This is a genomic window from Acuticoccus kandeliae, assembly GCF_003073115.1.
Genome location: NZ_QBBV01000003.1, coordinates 709,516 through 726,179, shown reverse-complemented (window position 1 = coordinate 726,179; position 16,664 = coordinate 709,516). Strand labels below are relative to the sequence as shown.

18 protein-coding genes are annotated in these 16,664 nt (G+C 68.7%); 6 read left to right on the top strand and 12 right to left on the bottom strand.

From position 1 onward, the window contains the following. Window positions 1-2: 2 nt before the first annotated feature. The 3 genes from DBV35_RS22640 to DBV35_RS22630 form a co-directional block, all read right to left on the bottom strand. A complete protein-coding gene (locus DBV35_RS22640; protein WP_108662628.1) occupies window positions 3-515 on the bottom strand; it encodes a sterol desaturase family protein in 513 nt (170 codons plus the stop codon). Window positions 516-532: 17 nt separating this feature from the next. Further along, window positions 533-1,261 (bottom strand): fatty acid desaturase, encoded by a 729-nt coding sequence (locus tag DBV35_RS22635; protein ID WP_205648804.1) that lies wholly within the window; start codon window positions 1,259-1,261, stop codon window positions 533-535. Between the two features lie 69 nt (window positions 1,262-1,330). Then, window positions 1,331-2,038, bottom strand: coding sequence for a class I SAM-dependent methyltransferase (locus DBV35_RS22630; protein ID WP_157961911.1), 708 nt, complete (start codon window positions 2,036-2,038; stop codon window positions 1,331-1,333). 70 nt (window positions 2,039-2,108) lie between these two features. Between DBV35_RS22630 and crtY the strand changes: the two genes are divergently transcribed. Next, window positions 2,109-3,269: a lycopene beta-cyclase CrtY gene (gene crtY / locus DBV35_RS22625; protein ID WP_108662625.1), complete on the top strand. Its 1,161-nt coding sequence runs from the start codon at window positions 2,109-2,111 to the stop codon at window positions 3,267-3,269. A gap of 3 nt (window positions 3,270-3,272) precedes the next feature. On the opposite strand, the gene DBV35_RS22620 is transcribed toward crtY, so the two are convergent. Further along, the gene (locus tag DBV35_RS22620; RefSeq protein ID WP_108662624.1) at window positions 3,273-4,505 is read right to left on the bottom strand and encodes a glycosyltransferase; all 1,233 of its coding nucleotides are present in this window, start codon (window positions 4,503-4,505) and stop codon (window positions 3,273-3,275) included. Between the two features lie 52 nt (window positions 4,506-4,557). Next, window positions 4,558-5,289 carry a Crp/Fnr family transcriptional regulator gene (locus tag DBV35_RS22615; RefSeq protein WP_108662623.1) on the bottom strand — a complete coding sequence of 244 codons (732 nt, stop codon included), beginning with the start codon at window positions 5,287-5,289 and terminating at the stop codon, window positions 4,558-4,560. 151 nt (window positions 5,290-5,440) lie between these two features. Here DBV35_RS22615 and DBV35_RS22610 point away from each other — a divergent pair, with 151 nt between their 5' ends. Beyond that, a complete protein-coding gene (locus DBV35_RS22610) occupies window positions 5,441-5,875 on the top strand; it encodes a DUF6789 family protein (protein ID WP_342752398.1) in 435 nt (144 codons plus the stop codon). 62 nt (window positions 5,876-5,937) lie between these two features. Here DBV35_RS22610 and DBV35_RS22605 read toward each other — a convergent pair whose 3' ends face one another. The 7 genes from DBV35_RS22605 to ccmA form a co-directional block, all read right to left on the bottom strand. Then, window positions 5,938-6,714, bottom strand: a complete 777-nt coding sequence (locus tag DBV35_RS22605) for a DUF1223 domain-containing protein (protein ID WP_157961910.1) — start codon at window positions 6,712-6,714, stop codon at window positions 5,938-5,940. A gap of 62 nt (window positions 6,715-6,776) precedes the next feature. Then, the gene (locus tag DBV35_RS22600) at window positions 6,777-7,319 is read right to left on the bottom strand and encodes an NUDIX hydrolase (RefSeq protein WP_108662620.1); all 543 of its coding nucleotides are present in this window, start codon (window positions 7,317-7,319) and stop codon (window positions 6,777-6,779) included. Beyond that, window positions 7,316-7,882: a DsbE family thiol:disulfide interchange protein gene (locus tag DBV35_RS22595; RefSeq protein ID WP_108662619.1), complete on the bottom strand. Its 567-nt coding sequence runs from the start codon at window positions 7,880-7,882 to the stop codon at window positions 7,316-7,318. Before DBV35_RS22595 ends, DBV35_RS22600 begins: the two co-directional genes overlap by 4 nt. Further along, window positions 7,879-8,037, bottom strand: coding sequence for a heme exporter protein CcmD (ccmD, locus tag DBV35_RS22590; RefSeq protein WP_108662618.1), 159 nt, complete (start codon window positions 8,035-8,037; stop codon window positions 7,879-7,881). Before ccmD ends, DBV35_RS22595 begins: the two co-directional genes overlap by 4 nt. Continuing rightward, window positions 8,037-8,795 carry a heme ABC transporter permease gene (locus tag DBV35_RS22585; protein ID WP_108662617.1) on the bottom strand — a complete coding sequence of 253 codons (759 nt, stop codon included), beginning with the start codon at window positions 8,793-8,795 and terminating at the stop codon, window positions 8,037-8,039. The genes ccmD and DBV35_RS22585 overlap by 1 nt, the downstream gene beginning before the upstream one ends. 83 nt (window positions 8,796-8,878) lie before the next feature. Continuing rightward, on the bottom strand, window positions 8,879-9,538 hold the full coding sequence (gene ccmB, locus DBV35_RS22580; RefSeq protein ID WP_108662616.1) for a heme exporter protein CcmB: 660 nt from the start codon (window positions 9,536-9,538) through the stop codon (window positions 8,879-8,881). Continuing rightward, window positions 9,535-10,152: a heme ABC exporter ATP-binding protein CcmA gene (gene ccmA, locus DBV35_RS22575; RefSeq protein ID WP_108662615.1), complete on the bottom strand. Its 618-nt coding sequence runs from the start codon at window positions 10,150-10,152 to the stop codon at window positions 9,535-9,537. Before ccmA ends, ccmB begins: the two co-directional genes overlap by 4 nt. Before the next feature lie 103 nt (window positions 10,153-10,255). On the opposite strand from ccmA, the gene acnA reads away from it, so the two are divergent. The 4 genes from acnA to thpR all read left to right on the top strand — a co-directional run bounded on the left by acnA (window position 10,256) and on the right by thpR (window position 16,638). Continuing rightward, a complete protein-coding gene (gene acnA / locus DBV35_RS22570) occupies window positions 10,256-13,021 on the top strand; it encodes an aconitate hydratase AcnA (RefSeq protein ID WP_108662614.1) in 2,766 nt (921 codons plus the stop codon). 129 nt (window positions 13,022-13,150) lie between these two features. Further along, window positions 13,151-14,878, top strand: a complete 1,728-nt coding sequence (locus DBV35_RS22565; protein ID WP_108662613.1) for a methyl-accepting chemotaxis protein — start codon at window positions 13,151-13,153, stop codon at window positions 14,876-14,878. A gap of 286 nt (window positions 14,879-15,164) precedes the next feature. Beyond that, window positions 15,165-15,947, top strand: a complete 783-nt coding sequence (locus DBV35_RS22560; protein ID WP_108662612.1) for a Bax inhibitor-1/YccA family protein — start codon at window positions 15,165-15,167, stop codon at window positions 15,945-15,947. Window positions 15,948-16,089: 142 nt separating this feature from the next. Next, on the top strand, window positions 16,090-16,638 hold the full coding sequence (gene thpR, locus DBV35_RS22555; RefSeq protein ID WP_108662611.1) for an RNA 2',3'-cyclic phosphodiesterase: 549 nt from the start codon (window positions 16,090-16,092) through the stop codon (window positions 16,636-16,638). The last annotated feature ends 26 nt before the right edge of the window (window positions 16,639-16,664 follow it).

Sequence of the window (16,664 nt, the reverse complement as noted above, 5' to 3'; positions counted from 1 at the left end):
GCTCAGGCGGTGCCGGCGCGCTCCGTCCGCCCGCGCGGGGCGCGGACCGAGGCGTTGCGCTGGAGCCGTGCCTTGAGGTCGGAGAGCGGCGGGGCGTAGAGGAAGCCGAACGAGACGCACCCGTCGCGCCCGTCGACCGCGTGATGCATCAGGTGCGCCTGGACGAGGCGCTTCACGTAGCCGCCGCGCGGGACGACGCGGAACGGCCAGCGCTGATGGACCAGCCCGTCATGCACGATGAAATAGAGAATGCCGTAGACCATCAGCCCGATGCCGACCTGGCGCAGCGGCCAGACGCCCGCCATGCCGATGGCGACGAGGAAGCCGGAGAGGATGGTGAAGACGACCGCGTAGAGGTCGTTGCGCTCGAGCACATGCTCGTGCGGCTCGTGGTGGGAGCGGTGCCAGCCCCAGCCGAGCGGGCCGTGCATGATCCAGCGGTGCGTCGCGTACGCGACCCCCTCCATCAGGACCACGGTGCCGAGGACCACCAGCGCGTTGAGTGCGAGCGACATGCCTCTTCTCCTCCGCCCTATCGGAGCGCGCCCGCGCGCGTCGCGCCAGGGGGGGCCGCATGGGCCATCCGCCGCACCTTCGGCAGGCGCCACCACGGCGTCGTCGGCGAGAGGTGGTGCTCGTGGTGATAGCCGAAATGGAAGCATGTCAGCAGCGACAGGAGCCACGGATAGTCGTTGGTCCGCGTCCTGTGCGCGTCGACGAATTCATCCTCGTCGAGCCGGTGGGGCCGGTAGGTGCCGAAATAGAAGAGCTGCACCGCCGAGAGGATTGCCGGCAGCGCGTAGAAGACGAAGAAGGGCACGATCGGCGGACGGAAAAGCGTGAAATAGACCGCGAGCGCGGCGGAGAGCGTCAGAAGCTCCCGCCAGCCGAAATAGTGGCGCATGAAGCGGACGAACCAGGGCAGGAAGGCGCGCGGATGGTCGGCGTCGAAGTCCGGGTCGTCGTCTGTGCCGGGGCGGCGGTGGTGCTTGTGATGGTCCGGCAGGAGGCGGTCGTAGGACATCGCCACGTAGAGGGCGAGGACGATGCGGCCGACCGTGCGGTTCACACGCGGGCGGCCGGGGGCGAGCGAGCCGTGCATGCAGTCGTGCGCAATGATGAAGAGGCCGACGAAGAGCCAGGTCGCGACGAGGATGATCGGCAGGGCGAGGACGCGCGGCGTCTCACCCCAGTCGATCGCATAGATCGCGAGGATGTGAACGGCGAGCCACGCCGCGACCACTAGGAGCGCGAGGCTCACCCCGATGATGGTCTGCTCCCGGCGATCCCGTCTCAGCGCGGCGGTGCGGTTCAGATGCGCCTCCCCTCCTCATGTCGTCTGCGGCACCGGCTTGCGGCGCGGCTTGAGGCGGCTGCGCAGCGACCAGTCCTCCCCCTCGCCGACGAGGTCGACGACGCGGAAGCCCCTATTCTCCTCCTCCGGCTTCAGGATCGCAAATTGGCGGAAGGGGAGGATCGCGATCGTCGCCTCCTGCGCCTCGGCGAAGTAGACCGCGAAGGGGTTCACCAGCGTCGGCTCGTAGGCGTCGCGGTGCTGCCAGACGGTCGCCGAGAAATCGTCCCCGCCGAGGATGCCGCCGGGGCGCACCTTCGGATAGGCGCGCATCAGGTCGATCGCGATGCCGCGCAGCGTGTGGTCCCCGTCGACATAGGCGATGTCGAGCGCGGCGTCGGGGATCGCGTCGATCATCTCGGCGGTGGTGCCGCGCAGGATGGTGCGGCGCGCGGCGGCGAAGTCCGTCGCCGCGATCGCCGCATCGAAGACGGCGGCGAAGGCCGCATCGTCCCGGTTGAAGGGCTTGTTCCACTGGGGGAGGCGGCGCCAGGGGTCGAGCATATAGTAGCGCGAAAGGGACGACGGGGCGGCGAGCATCGCGGCGGCGAAAGCGCCCTTCCACACCCCGATCTCCAGCATCGTCGCCGCCTCGGACGCCGCGACGATCGCCCGCCAGAGGGTGACGCGCCCCTCGGCCGTCGCGGCCGCCTGGGAAATGTCGGCGAGAGTCTTAGTATTCATGGCGCATCCCCCGGTCCGCGTCTGGGCTGATATCAATCTATAATTGCACATGAAGGGCAAATCTGGGAAGATGGCGCAACGTCTGGTGATCGTCGGCGGCGGGCTCGCCGGCACCCTCATCGCGCGCGCGTTCGCCGCGCGCCGGCCGGACGTCGCCCTCACACTGCTGGAGGCGGGGGACCGGCTCGGCGGCAACCACACCTGGAGCGCCTTCGCGACCGATTTCACGCCCGACGCCGCCGCCCTCGTCGCCCCGTTCGTGACCCACCGCTGGCCGGGCTATCGCTGCCGCTTCGAGAGCGGGACGATGGATTTCACGACCCCCTATCTCTCGATCGCATCGGAGACGCTCGACCGCGTCGCCCGCGCGGAACTCGGTCCCTCGGTGCGGCTCGGCCAACAGGTGGCGCGGGTGGCGCCCGACGGCGTGACCCTTGCCGACGGCACGCACCACCAGGCCGACGCGGTGATCGACGCGCGCGGGCCCCGCCGGCTCGACGGGACCACCCTGCGCTGGCAGAAATTTCTGGGGCGGGAGGTGGAGCTTGCCGCGCCGCACGGGCTCGACCGGCCGATCATCATGGACGCTACGGTCTCCCAGATCGACGGCTACCGCTTCGTCTACGTCCTCCCCTTCGGCCCGAACCGCCTCCTCATCGAGGACACCTATTATGCCGAGACGCCCGAGGTCGCCGGGGACATGCTCGCGGCGCGCATCGACGACTATGCGGCCGCGGAGGGGTGGACCATCGCGCGCGACGTGCGCACCGAGGTGGGCGCGCTCCCCCTCCTCCTCGCCGCCGATATCGGCCCCTTATGGCGCGGCGCGTCGGCGGACGGCGTGGTGCCGGCCGGGCTCCGGGCGGGCCTCTTCCATCCGGTCACGGGCTACTCGCTGCCGCTCGCGGCGGCGGCGGCGGTGACGCTCGCCACCCTCCCCGGCCCGGTGACGACGCCACGCCTCATGGACGCGATGGCGGCGATGGTGCGCGCCCACATCGCCCGCACCCGCTTCGACCGGACGCTGAACCGCCTCCTCTTCCTCGCGGGCGCGCCGGAGAAGCGGCATGGCGTGCTCGACCGCTTCCACCGCCTCCCCCAGCCCCTCATCGAGCGTTTCTACGCCGGACGGCTGCGGCGGCGGGACCGGCTGCGCATCCTCACCGGCAAGCCGCCGGTGCCGATCACGGCCGCGCTGAGGGCCCTCTCCGAACGCGCCGCCTTCGACTGAGGCCTAGGCCCCGGCCGCCGCGAGGATCGCGTCCGCCGCGTGGGCCGCGCCGTCCTCCGCCCCGATCACCGCCGCCGCACGGCGGGCGGCCGCCGCCATTTCCGCATCGTCGAGCATCGCGCCGATCGCCCGCGCCGCGCGCGCATAGCGCCAGCGGGGGATGATTCGCGCCGCGCCGAGGCGGGCGGCGCGGGCGGCGTTGTCGGGCTGGTCGTGCGCGAAGGGGACGAGCGCCATCGGGACGCCCGCCGCGAGCGCCAACGCGATCGTGCCGATCCCGCCCTGGTGGACGACGAGCGCGGCCTTGCCGAAGACGTGCTGGTAAGGCGCGGCGGTGACGGCGAGGAGGCCGGGGCGGCGCGGAAGCCCGTCGAGATTTTCCGCCCGGCCGACGAGGAGGAGCGCGCGCCGGCCGAGCCGGTCCGCGATCGCGGCGCTCTCGTGGAAGAAGCGCCGCGCGGCGTGGGCGGAGGCCGAGCCGAGCGTGAAGACGATCGGGGCCTCGCCCGCCGCGAGGAAATCGCCGACCGCGTCCGCGAGCGCGCCGCCGGTCTGGAGCGCCTGGCCGGTCTGGACCGTGCCCTGCGGGGCGTCCGGGGGCACGCGGCCGAAGAGCGGGGAATAGAGCGCGAGCACGCCGGCGGGGCTATGCTGGCCGCCGAAGATCGGGTGATCCGGATAGTCGCCGAGCCCTTCGGCGGCGCGATAGGCACGCAGCGGCGCGGCCCAGCTCTCCACCCCCTTGCGCGCCTGCTCCAGGAGCCAGCGATTGAAGCCCGGCGCGCCACGCACGAAAGGGAGCATCGGCAGGCGCGGCGGATCCTCGGCGCTGTAGAGCATCGCGGGCTGGAAGACGGCAGAGCGCCACGCGATCCCCGTCCGCGCCGCGACGATCGGCGCGGCGAGGGCGAGCGTCACCGAGACGAGGATGTCGGCGTCGCGGACGGCGGCCATCAGGTCGGCATCGCTTTCCGCAATCGCGGGGGCGAGCACGTCGCGCACCACGAAGGCCGCGCCGCGGCGCGGGTGCATGAAGCGGGCGTGGAAGGCCGGATCGTCCGGCCGGTCGGGCCGCATCGGCGCAAAGCCGAGCCCGGCCGCCTCCACGGCCGCGCGGTGGGCCGCGTGGGTCGCGACCGTCGCCCGGTGGCCCCGCGCGGCGAGCACCTTGCCGACTTCGAGGAACGGCACGAGGTCGCCGAGCGAGCCGTGGCTGGCGAAGACGATATTCACCATCGCCCGCGTGGTCCCTCCCTCAGCGCCTCGCCGGCCGGCGGCGCGTCCCGCCTCAGCGCACGCCGGGGAACCAGGAGGTGTCGATCGTCCCGGCGCCCTTGTACTCGCACACCTCCTTCATGCGCGGCAGGTCGAGCAGAGTAATCCGATTGCCCTGCCGGCTTATCAGGCGGTCCCGCTCGATCCGTGTCATCGTCTTGGAGACGTAGACGTTGGTGAGGCCGAGAAGGTCGGCGATGTCGCTCTGCGTCAGCGGCAGGCGGAACCCATGCTCGACGTCGCGCACGGTGAGGCGCAGCCGCTCGCTGATCTCGAGCAGCAGATAGCAGAGCCGCTCGTAGGCGCTGAGACGCCCGACGGCGCGGATCCGGTCGAGCAGCTCGCCATTCTCCTTCACCGTCATGGAGAAGAGCAGCGCCGTGAGGCGCGGCGAGGTGGAGAAGAGCGGCTCGAGCCCCGCCTTCGGGAAGGGGCACAGGACGGCGGCGGTGATGCACTTGATATCGTGCTGCGCCCGCACCAGCGCCACTTCGGAAAGATCTATGATGTCGCCGGGATAGAATATCTGGAGAAGCTGCCGCCGTCCGTCCTCCATGATGGAGAACGACACCAGCCAGCCGCTCTTGACGACATACATGTATTCGATCGCCTGCCCCGTTCTGCGGACGATCTGATCCTTTCGGAACTCACGCTCTTCTTCTTCGAGAACCGCAAGAAGGCGTCGATCCGCATCGGAGAGCTCGGCGTAGCGCCCGAGCTTGGTAACAAGACAGCTTTCAGTCACGAGGTCACAACACGTCCCGGAGTTCGACCATTTTACACCTTTATTTCAGATTCTATCCAGCTGGGACATAACCATCAGTGTCCAGATGGTCCGTTCGTTGCACCTGGGGTGACGATAGATTAAAGACGTCATTGATGGTGAGGTTTCCGAGATGGTTCGCGCGCTTTTCGCCGGTGTTGTTGCAACAGCAATTGTCTCGGCTCTGTTATATGTCAATCTTCGCATGGGCTTTCTGCCGCAGGTTGACCTTCTGAAAGAAGTTACGTCGTTCAACGTGCGTGTCGGCCTGCCGACCTCGAACCGGGCGGTCTGGGGCACGCACGTGGTGCTCGGCGTGCTGGTGTTCCCGGTGATTTTCGCGCTGCTCTGCTTCATCCTGCCGGGGCGGACCCTCAGCCAGGGGCTCACCTACGGGGTGATCCTGTGGCTCGCGATGATGACGGCCTTCATGCCGCTCGCCGGGCACGAGATGTTCGCGCGCGATCTCGGCCTCGTCTTCCTGGGCGCGACGCTCGGCTTCTGCCTCGTCTACGGCGCGCTCCTCGCGATCACCTATGTCGCGCTGACCCCGGTCGACGACGACTGACCGCCGCGCCCGCGTCACGGGCGTTCATCCCCATCTTTCGTTCGGCCTGAGGGCGGCGAAGCCTATTGCGACGTCGCCATCGTGCGGCGCGTGTCGATCGCGCGGGCGGGGAAGAGGTGTTCGAGCTTCGCCGCGCCGATGATCGGCCCCGGCCCCTTGAAGGTCTCGATCTGGGCGATCACGAAACAGCCGGCCCGCGCGTCCTTCTCGATGTCGTTCAGCGGCAGGTCGAAGGTCATCGGCTTGCCCTTCCACATGCCGATCGGGCGCATGTCCCGCACGACATTGTGGTAGGTGAGCTTGCGGCCGCGATTTTCGCCGTCCTGCACCGGCACGCGCACCTTCTCGTCGACGACGAGCAGCCACAGCGTCGCCTTTTCGCTCGGCGGATTGTCCGTCCCCTCCCCGACCGAGATCGACAGGACGCCGTTGGTCACCGACAGCGCGATCGGCAGCGTCAGATGATGCTCCGTCTCGCGGATCGCGCCGCGGATGGCCTCCATGTCGTTGCCCAGCACCGAGCGCTCGCCGTTCACGATCACCTGCGGGGTGAACACGTCCCGATCACCGCGCGCGACGGAATAGGCGATCTGCCGCTTGGTGAGATCATCGGTCGCGAGCGTGTCGGCCCAGCCGAGAAAGTCCCACAGCCGCACCGGCATCGAGACGGCGTAGAGCCCCTCGCGCTCGGCAAGCTCGCCGATGAGCGCGTCGGCGGCGGGGCACGACGCGCAGCCCTGGCTCGTGAAGAGCTCGATGAAGGCGCGCGGCTGCTCCTGCGCCGAGGCGGAGGCGAGGCCGAGAAGGAGAGTCAGCAAGCCGACGGTGGCACGCAGCATTGCGATGCTCCTTGTGGACGACGTGAGCCTCAGACTAATGCCTCGCGATCCCATTTGGCCAATCACTCGGCAGTGACGCCACCGAGAGGTGAGAGGCCCGCGGGCCCGTCGACCTCCGGTGGATTGACGAAGGGGCCGCCTTCCAGGCGTGCCTGCCGCAGCGCCCAGTGGACCGACGGAAAGGCCAGCGAATCCCAGGGAATCTCGGCTTCGTCATAGAGGGCGACGGCCTGGCTCTCGATGCCGGGCGCGAAGGCCGGCTCTGCGAGGCGCGCGCGGTAGATCAACTGGATCTGACCGAGGCGGCGGATCGTGTAGACCGCGAGGAGGCCCTCGATCTCGATCCTGGCCGTCGCCTCTTCGTAGGCCTCGCGCCGCGCGCCCTCCTCCGGCGTCTCGCCGTGTTCCAGGTAGCCGGCCGGCAGCGTCCAGCGGCCGCGCGACGGGTTTATGTCGCGCCGGCAGAGGAGAATGCGCGCCCCGCAGCGCACCACGGAGCCGACGACGATCTTCGGGTTGTCGTAGGCGATGAAGCCGCACGTGTCGCAGATCGCGCGCTCCAGCGTGTCGCCGTCGGGGACGCGGCGGGTGAACGCCTCCCTCACGACGACGCCGCGCCCTTGCCGGCGAGGAGGCCGCGCAGCGTGTCGCCGAACGGGCCGTCGAGAACGCTCTGGTCGAGCGGGCCGACATGCTTGGCGCGGATCGTCCCGTCCGGGCCGACGATGAAGGTCTCCGGCACGCCGTAGACGCCCCACTCGATGGCGTTGCGCCCGTCCGGGTCGATGCCGATGGCGTGATAGGGGTTGCCGAGCTCGGTGAGGAAGCGCTCGGCCGCGACCTGCTTGTCCTTGTAGTTCAGCCCCACGATCGTGAGCCCCTCGGTGGCCTTGAGGCCCATCAGGAAGGGATGCTCGACGCGGCAGGGCGCGCACCACGAGGCAAAGACGTTGACGAGCGTGACACGCCCCTTGAGCGCGGCCGGATCGAAGCCCGGCCCGTCGCCGAGGCCAGGGAACACGCCCGCCGGGACCGCGCGCCCGATGAGGGCCGAGGGCACCACCGAGCGATCCGCCCCGTCGGTCACGCGCCAGGCGAAGATCGCGGCGAGACCGATGAAGGCGACGAGTGGCAGGGCGACGAGGAGATGAGTCGTGCGCAGCTTCACCGCCCCTCTCCCCCGACGCGGGCGGCGGCCCGCTCGGCCCGCGCGAGGGCGCGCCGGGCGGCCCTGCGGTCGACGAGCACCCAGGCGATCAGCGCGGCGATCGTCGCCCCGGTGATGCCATAGGCGGCGATCACGTAGCCCGCATAGTCGCCCATCAGGCCCCTCCCCGCGCAAGGCGCAGCCGCACGGCGCGGGCGCGGCGCTTGATGAGGTCGGTCCGCATCGCGGCGAGATGCAGCGTCGTGAAGAGGAGCATGAAGGCGACCGCCATGATGAGGAGCGGGATCAGCATCGAGGAATGGATCGTCGGCCCGTCGAAGCGCAGAACGCTCGCCCCCTGGTGCAGCGTGTTCCACCAGTCGACCGAGAACTTGATGATCGGGATGTTGATGAAGCCGACGAGGATGACGATCGCGGTGACGCGCGCGGCGCGGGTCGGCTCGTCGATCGCGCGCCACAGGGCGATGATGCCGAGATACATGAAGAAGAGGATCAGCATCGAGGTGAGCCGCGCGTCCCACACCCACCATGCGCCCCACATCGGCTTGCCCCAGACCGACCCGCTCGCGAGCGCGCACAGGGTGAAGGCGGCGCCGATGGGCGCGGCGGCCTTCGCCGCGACGTCGGCGAGCGGATGGCGCCAGACGAGCGTGCCGAGGGCGGCCGACGTCATGACGAGATAGGAGAACATCGCGAGCCACGCGGCCGGGACGTGGACATACATGATCCGCACGGTCGAGCCCTGCTGATAGTCCTCCGGCGAGGCCCACAGGGCGAAATAGAGGCCGACCGCGAAGGCGATCACCGTCGCGGCCGCGAACCACGGGATCGCCCGGTCGGCGATGCCCGCGAAGCGGCCCGGATTGATGATCGACGGGCGCTGGCCCCTGTCGGCGGATGCGGTGCTGGTCAATCGGGCCTCCTCCCGACGATCGCTCCCGACGATCGTATGTCGAGACCTTCCGGCGTCCAAGCGGTCGTGGCGGGGCGCACCGGTCAGTCGATCTCGCGCAGCGCCGCCGCGGCGGCGATCGGCGCGACGACGCCGGCCACCAAGCTCATGGCCGCGAGAAGTGCAAGGGGCGGCAGCACCGCACGCCCCGATGCGCCGGCCTCGATCGCGGCCACCGCGAAGATGAGGACGGGGATCGAGAGCGGCAGGACGAGGATCGCGATGAGAACACCCGCGCGCCGCAGCGACACGGCGACCGCCGCGCCGATCGAGCCGATGAGCGCGAGCGCCGGGGTGCCGAGCACGAGCGTCACGAGCGTGAGGGCGAGCGTCGCCCCGTCGAGATTGAGGAGGATCGCGGCGAGCGGGGTCGCGACGAGAAGCGGCAGCGCCGCCGCCGTCCAGTGCGCCGCCGCCTTCACCAGCACGATCAACTCCAGCGGCGCGTCGCCGAGGCGCAGGAGATCGAGCGTCCCGTCCTCCTGGTCGGACTGGAAGACCCGCTCGAGGCCGAGGAGGAGCGCGAGGAGGACCGCGATCCACAGGAGGGCGGGGCCGAGGCGGGAGAGGAGCGGCAGATCCGGCCCGAGCGCGAAGGGCGCGACCGCCGTCACCGCCAGATAGAAGATGACGCCCGTCGGCCCGCCGCCGCCGGCGCTCCAGGCAAGGCGCACGTCGCGCAGAAAGAGGGCGAGGAGGCTCATGCGGGGATCAGCCGCAGGTCCTCGACGGCGTCGATTCCGAGCGGCTCGTGGGTCGCGGCGAGGATGAGCCCGCCGGTCGAAATGTGGCCCGCCATCATCGCGAGGAAGGCGGCGCGGGAGGCCGAATCGAGCCCCGCCGTCGGCTCGTCGAGAAGCCAGAGCGGGCGCGGCGCCATCGCGAGGCGGGCGAGCGAGAGCCGCCGCCGCTGGCCTTGGGAGAGGAATTGGGCGGGCGTCTCGGCGAGGTGCAGAAGGCCGACGCGGTCGAGCGCCCCTTCGACGCGTACGTCGATTTCGTCCGCAGGACCGGGCGATCCGAGCCAGCGGCACCAGAATGCGGCGTTGTCCGCGACGCTGAGTTGAGGCTTGACCGCGTCCGCGTGTCCGACGAAATGAATTGCGCTCGCCCGCTCTTCATTCCAATTCTGTAGCGTGATCGTCCCGCTTTCGACCGACGCCAGCCCCGCAATCGCCCGCAACAGGGTGGACTTGCCGACACCGTTCGGCCCTGTGACCGCGCGCGCTGTTCCGGGATCCACCGTGAAGCTGACGCCGTCGAGCACCCGTCGCTCGCCGCGATCCACGCGCAATTCGTCCACGATCAAGCTAATCATGTTTGCTGAATTGTCCGTCCGGACGCCCGGCCCGCTTGATCGTAGCGTCGATTGGGCGTTGATAGCGGCAACGTCTTCTAGTTCCAAACAAGGGAGTTGAGCCGTGGCCCGCTCGCTCGACAGCTTCCAAGCCCGCACCGAACTCACGGTTGACGGCAAGAGCTACACCATCTTCGACCTGAAGGCCGCCGAGCGCAACGGACTTGCGGGAATTTCCCGGCTGCCGATGTCGCTCAAGGTCCTTCTGGAGAACCTCCTGCGCTACGAGGATGGTTCAACCGTGACGGCGGACGATATCCGCGCCATCGCGCAGTGGGTGACGGATCGCAAGTCGGACCGCGAGATCGCCTATCGCCCGGCCCGCGTCCTCATGCAGGACTTCACCGGCGTTCCGGCGGTCGTCGACCTTGCCGCGATGCGCGACGCGTCGGAGGCCCTCGGCGCCGACCCCAAGAAGATCAACCCGCTCGTGCCGGTCGATCTCGTGATCGACCACTCGGTGATGGTCGACTATTTCGGCACGCCGAGCGCGTTCAAGCAGAACGTCGACCTCGAATATGAGCGCAACGGCGAGCGCTACCAGTTCCTGCGCTGGGGCCAGTCCGCGTTCGACAATTTCCGCGTCGTTCCGCCGGGAACCGGCATCTGCCACCAGGTGAACCTCGAATATCTCGCGCAGACCGTGTGGACGCGCGATGAGGACGGCGTGACCTACGCCTTCCCCGACACGCTCGTCGGCACCGATTCGCACACCACGATGGTGAACGGCCTCGCCGTTCTCGGCTGGGGCGTCGGCGGCATCGAGGCGGAAGCGGCGATGCTCGGCCAGCCGATCTCGATGCTCATCCCCGAGGTCATCGGCTTCAAGCTGCACGGCAAGCTGCCCGAGGGCACGACGGCGACCGACCTCGTCCTCACCGTCACCGAGATGCTGCGCAAGAAGGGCGTCGTCGGCAAGTTCGTCGAGTTCTTCGGCGCGGGTCTCTCGGCCCTGTCGCTGGAAGATTGCGCGACGATCGCCAACATGGCCCCGGAATACGGCGCGACCTGCGGCTTCTTCCCGATCGACGACGACACGATCCGCTACCTCACCTCGACCGGCCGCGACGAGCACCGCATCGAACTCGTGAAGGCGTACGCCAAGGCGAACGGCTTCTATCGCACGGACGAGACCGAGGATCCGGTCTTCACCGACACGCTCGAGCTCGACCTGTCGACGATCGTCCCCTCCCTCGCCGGCCCGAAGCGCCCGCAGGACCGCGTGGCCCTCACCGACGCCTCCAACGCGTTCGCGAAGGCCGTCGGCACCATCAAGGGCGGCGCGAAGTCCAAGGCGGCGCCGGCCACCAGCGAAGGCGAAGCCCGCTTCATGGCGGAAGGCGCGCAGATCGACCAGTCGGCCGAGCCCGGCCACGTGGTCGAGGGTGAGGAATATCGCCTGAAGGACGGCGACGTCGTCATCGCGGCGATCACCTCCTGCACCAACACGTCCAACCCGTCGGTGCTGATCGCGGCCGGCCTCGTCGCCCGCAAGGCGCGCGCGAAGGGCCTGAAGGCGAAGCCGTGGGTGAAGACCTCGCTCGCCCCCGGCAGCCAGGTCGTGACGGACTACCTCACGAAGACCGGCCTGCAGGACGATCTCGACGCCATGGGCTTCGACCTCGTCGGCTATGGCTGCACGACCTGCATCGGCAACTCCGGCCCGCTCCCGGAGAAGATCTCGAAGACGATCAACGAGAACGACCTCGTCGCCGTCTCCGTGCTCTCCGGCAACCGCAACTTCGAAGGCCGCGTGAACCCGGACGTGCGGGCGAACTATCTCGCCTCCCCGCCGCTCGTGGTCGCCTACTCGATCCTCGGCTCGATGACCAAGGACATCGCGACCGAGCCGCTCGGCGAGGACGAGAACGGCAAGCCCGTCTACCTGAAGGACATCTGGCCGACCACGCAGGAGGTCGCCGAGACCGTCCGCAGCGCGATCACCCGCGAGATGTTCGACAACCGCTACTCCGACGTCTTCAAGGGCGACGCGCACTGGCAGGCGGTGAAGACCTCCGGCGGCCTCACCTATTCCTGGCCGATGTCGTCGACCTATGTGCGCAACCCGCCATATTTCGAAGGCATGACGATGGAGCCGGATCCGGTGACCGACATCGTCGACGCGCGCATCCTCGCCCTCTTCCAGGACTCGATCACGACCGACCACATTTCCCCGGCCGGCTCGATCAAGACCACGTCGCCGGCGGGTGAATATCTGTCCGACCACCAAGTCTCGGTGAAGGACTTCAACTCCTACGGTGCCCGCCGCGGCAACCACGAGATCATGATGCGCGGCACGTTCGCCAACATCCGCATCAAGAACCAGATGGTGAAGGGCGTGGAAGGCGGCGTGACCTACCACCAGCCCTCCGGCGACGAGCTGCCGATCTACACCGCCGCGATGCGCTACCAGAGCGAGGGCGTCCCCCTCGTGGTGTTCGCCGGCAAGGAATACGGCACCGGCTCCTCGCGCGACTGGGCGGCCAAGGGCACGCGCCTCCTCGGCGTGCGCGCCGTGATCGCGGAGAGCTTCGAGCGCATCCACCGCTCGAACCTCGTCGGCATGGGCGTCCTGCCGCTCGTCTTCACCGGCGGCGACACGTGGGAAAGCCTCGGCATCACCGGCAAGGAGATGGTCTCGATCGACGGTCTCGCGGACATCAAGCCGCGCCAGACGCTGACGGCCGAAATCACCTACGAGGACGGCACGAAGAAGACGATCGAGCTGCTCTGCCGGATCGATACGGCCGACGAGCTCGCCTACTACAACAATGGCGGCATCCTGCATTACGTGCTGCGCGGCCTCGCCCGCGAGAGCGTCGCGGCCTGATCCAACGGCCGCCCGCAGCGCGCGGGCGGTCCGGGACGAACGAAAGGCGGCCTCCGGGCCGCCTTTTTTCGTGCCCAGCGCCACGCAACTTGCCGCCCCTATCCTCGCCGCGCTCACAGGGGGAATGGGATGCTCACGCTCTACCGGCGTCTTTCGATTGCGGCCAAGCTCTGGCTCCTCTCCGGGGTGAGCCTCCTCGCGCTCGTCATGCTGAGCGCCACGATCCTGCCCCAGGCGAGCCGCCTCGTGTCCGACCTCGAGGTCGGCAAGGTCCGCTCCGTCAGCGAGACGGCGATGAACCTCGCGCTCCAGCTCGAAACGCGCGCGGCCGCCGGCGAGATGACGCGCGAAGCTGCGCAGGAGACCTTCGCCCGCGCCATCCGCTCCATGTGGTACGACGACAAGCGCGAATATCTCTTCGTCATCAAGCTCGACGGGACCGTCTTTGCCCACGCCGCGAAGCCCGATCTCGAAGGCAAGCGCCTCTGGGACCTCGAGGACCAGAAGGGCTTCAAGCTCTTCCAGGCGATGACGGACGCGGCCCGGCGCGGCGGCGGCACCGTCACCTATTGGTGGCCGAAGGCGGGGAGCGACGAGCCCGTCCGCAAGATCTCCTACGTCGCCCCGATCGGTCCGTGGGGCATGTATGTCGGCACCGGCGTCTACACCGACCGGGTCGACGCCGTGTTCTCGACGCTCCGCCGCTTCACGATCCTCGTCACCATCGGCGCGATGGCGGCCGTGCTCCTCGGGAGCTGGCTCGTCGCGCGCGACATCTGCCATCCGGCCGGCGATCTGGCGGACCGGGTGAACCGCCTCGCGATGGGCGAGATCGTGGAGGACAGCCCCTATGGCGGCCGCTCCGACGCGATCGGCAAGATCGCCCGCGCCGTCACGGAGCTGCGGGCGATGGTGATGGAGCGCACCGCGCTGCAGGCGGCACAGGCGAACGCGGCGGTGGAGCGGCGGCGCGAGAAGGCGGCCGCGATGCAGCAGCTCGCCGAGGCGCTCGACGCCCGCGTCTCCACCGACGTCGACACGATGCAGGACCGGATGCGCGTCATGGTGTCTCATGCGGAGTCGATGCGCAGCCTGTCCGAGCAGATGCGCTCGACCGCGGAGGACACCTACTCGGCGTGCGAGACGAGCAATTCCAGCGTCACCCTCGTCGCCGCGGCGGCGGAGGAATTGAGCGCGAGCTCGCGCGAGATCAGCCGCCAGATCGAAGGCAACGCGGCAACCTCGAAGCGCGCCGCGGCCGCCGCGACCGACGCCGCGAACTCGATGGGCGCGCTCGTCCAGTCGAGCCGCAATATCGGCGAGGTCACGCGCCTCATCAACGACATCGCGGAGCAGACGAACCTCCTCGCCCTCAACGCCACCATCGAGGCGGCGCGGGCGGGCGATGCCGGGCGCGGCTTCCGCGTCGTCGCCGAGGAGGTGAAGAGCCTCGCCGAGCAGACGGCCAAGGCCACCGCCGAGATCGAGGCGCAGATCCGCACGATGCAGAGCGAAACCAACCAGAGCATGGAGGCGATCAACGGCATCGTGTCGACCGTGAACACGCTCTCCGGCAACACCGCCGCCATGGCCTCCGCGCTCGAGGAGCAGGACGGCGCGGTGCGGGAGATCGCCGCGAGCATCACCGCGGCGGCGCAGTCCTCCAACGTCGTCAGCACCAACATGATGGAGATGCGCGCGAGCGCGGAGAAGACGTGCGAGGCCGTCGACACGGTGTGGACCGGCTTCACAGCGCTGAACACCGAAAGCGAGGGCGTGAAGTCGGGCGTCGAAGCGTTTTTAGACAATCTGCGCCACGCGAACGACGACGCGGTGCCGGGTGAAGCGGTGGCGTAAGGGCGCGAATCGGGCCTTTCGCGGATCGGTGATCGGGAGTCGGCCGGGGGTGAATTCGCAGTCTTTCGCGTGTGCGACGCAATATTCTCTTCCCGGAATGGGAGGGCGCGACAATATTGTGTCGAAGAATTTAGCCAAAACGACCGAGGCGTCCCTCGGTCGCATGCCGCATCCGCTTGCGGCGCGGCTTCAAGCCATCCATATTTGCACTTAATGGACGGGGTGCGTCCGCTGTCGGCCGCGAGTTGTCGGGGCCGGCTCCACATAACGAAACATAGGGAAGCACATGGCGACCTACGATCGTAATCCGTACGCGCGGCCGACCGTCGGGGCCGCGCCCGTCGACGTCGGCATCGATCAGGGCCTTCGCAGCTACATGCTGCGCGTCTACAACTACATGGCCATCGGGCTTGTGGTGACTGGCGTTGCCGCTCTGGCCGTCTTCAATCTCGCTGTGACGACCAATGCGGCCGATGCTGTCGCGCAGGTCGGCAACGGCATGTATCTCACCCAGTTCGGCGTGACGATGTACACGAGCCCGCTGAAGTGGGTCTTCATGCTCGCACCGCTTGGCTTCATCTTCTTCCTCGGCGCGCGCATCGGCAAGATGTCGCTCCCCGCGGCGCAGATGACCTTCTGGGCCTTCGCGGCGGTCATGGGCATTTCGCTCTCGTCGATCCTGATGGTCTACACCTCCGAGAGCATCGGCCGCGTGTTCTTCATCACCGCGGCGGCCTTCGGTGCGCTGAGCCTCTACGGCTACACCACCAAGAAGGACCTGTCGGGCTGGGGTTCGTTCCTGTTCATGGGCCTGATCGGCATCATCATTGCCTCGCTCGTGAACCTCTTCCTCGCCTCCTCCGCGCTTCAGTTCGCGGTGTCGGTGATCGGTGTCCTCGTGTTCGCCGGCCTCACCGCCTACGACACGCAGCGCATCAAGGAAATGTACTATGTGGGTGATGACGGCTCCGTCGCCGGCCGCAAGGCCGTGATGGGCGCGCTGTCGCTCTACCTGAACTTCATCAACATGTTCATGATGCTGCTGTCGCTCTTCGGCAACCGCAACTAAGAACACCCGCCTCGGCGGACGAAGGAAGGCGCGGCGCAAGCCGCGCCTTTTTTGTTGCCCGGAATTCAGGCTGACGCACCCCCTTGCGTTCGGCGGCGCGAGTCGGGAAGAGTCCCCTTGTCGGATCCAAGGGAGGTGCCTGATGCCCCGCCTTTTTACCGCCCTCACCCTTCCCGAGGAGGTCCGCATGTGGCTGACAAGCCTCAGAGGCGGACTGCGCGGCGCCCGCTATATCGACGCCGAGAATTATCACATCACGCTCCGCTTCATCGGCGACATCGATGAGCGCACGGCCGACGAGGTGGCGCACGCCCTCTCTCGCATCCGCCGCGCCCCGGTGCCGATCCGCATCGACGGGCTCGGCTCCTTCGGGAGCAAGAAGCCGCATTCGGTGTGGGCGCGGGTCGAGCCCAACGCGGCCCTGTCGGAGCTGCAGGCCGAGCAGGAGCGCATCCTCCAGCGCCTCGGCCTTCCGGCCGATTCGCGCCGCTTCACCCCGCACGTGACGATCGCGCGCCTCAAGGGCACCACCCCGCGCGAGGTGGCCGACTGGCTGACCGTGCGCGGCGGCTTCTCCGCCCCGCCCTTCACGGCCGAGGCGTTCGATCTCCTCTCCTCGCGCGATTCGGTCGGCGGGGGGCCCTATCTGGTGGAGGAGCGCTACCCGCTCTCCCTCGCCAAGGCGGCCTGAAGCCTGTCAGCCGGCAACCAGGGCCG

Excerpts from the sequence above, each read along its gene's own strand:
- DBV35_RS22640 (WP_108662628.1), bottom strand. The coding sequence starts at position 515 with ATGTCGCTCGCACTCAACGCGCTGGTGGTCCTCGGCACCGTGGTCCTG.
- DBV35_RS22630 (WP_157961911.1), bottom strand. The coding sequence starts at position 2,038 with ATGAATACTAAGACTCTCGCCGACATTTCCCAGGCGGCCGCGACGGCC.
- crtY (WP_108662625.1), top strand. The coding sequence starts at position 2,109 with ATGGCGCAACGTCTGGTGATCGTCGGCGGCGGGCTCGCCGGCACCCTC.
- DBV35_RS22620 (WP_108662624.1), bottom strand. The coding sequence starts at position 4,505 with ATGGTGAATATCGTCTTCGCCAGCCACGGCTCGCTCGGCGACCTCGTG.
- DBV35_RS22610 (WP_342752398.1), top strand. The coding sequence starts at position 5,441 with ATGGTTCGCGCGCTTTTCGCCGGTGTTGTTGCAACAGCAATTGTCTCG.
- DBV35_RS22605 (WP_157961910.1), bottom strand. The coding sequence starts at position 6,714 with ATGCTGCGTGCCACCGTCGGCTTGCTGACTCTCCTTCTCGGCCTCGCC.
- ccmD (WP_108662618.1), bottom strand. The coding sequence starts at position 8,037 with ATGGGCGACTATGCGGGCTACGTGATCGCCGCCTATGGCATCACCGGG.
- ccmB (WP_108662616.1), bottom strand. The coding sequence starts at position 9,538 with ATGAGCCTCCTCGCCCTCTTTCTGCGCGACGTGCGCCTTGCCTGGAGC.
- ccmA (WP_108662615.1), bottom strand. The coding sequence starts at position 10,152 with ATGATTAGCTTGATCGTGGACGAATTGCGCGTGGATCGCGGCGAGCGA.
- DBV35_RS22565 (WP_108662613.1), top strand. The coding sequence starts at position 13,151 with ATGCTCACGCTCTACCGGCGTCTTTCGATTGCGGCCAAGCTCTGGCTC.
- DBV35_RS22560 (WP_108662612.1), top strand. The coding sequence starts at position 15,165 with ATGGCGACCTACGATCGTAATCCGTACGCGCGGCCGACCGTCGGGGCC.
- thpR (WP_108662611.1), top strand. The coding sequence starts at position 16,090 with ATGCCCCGCCTTTTTACCGCCCTCACCCTTCCCGAGGAGGTCCGCATG.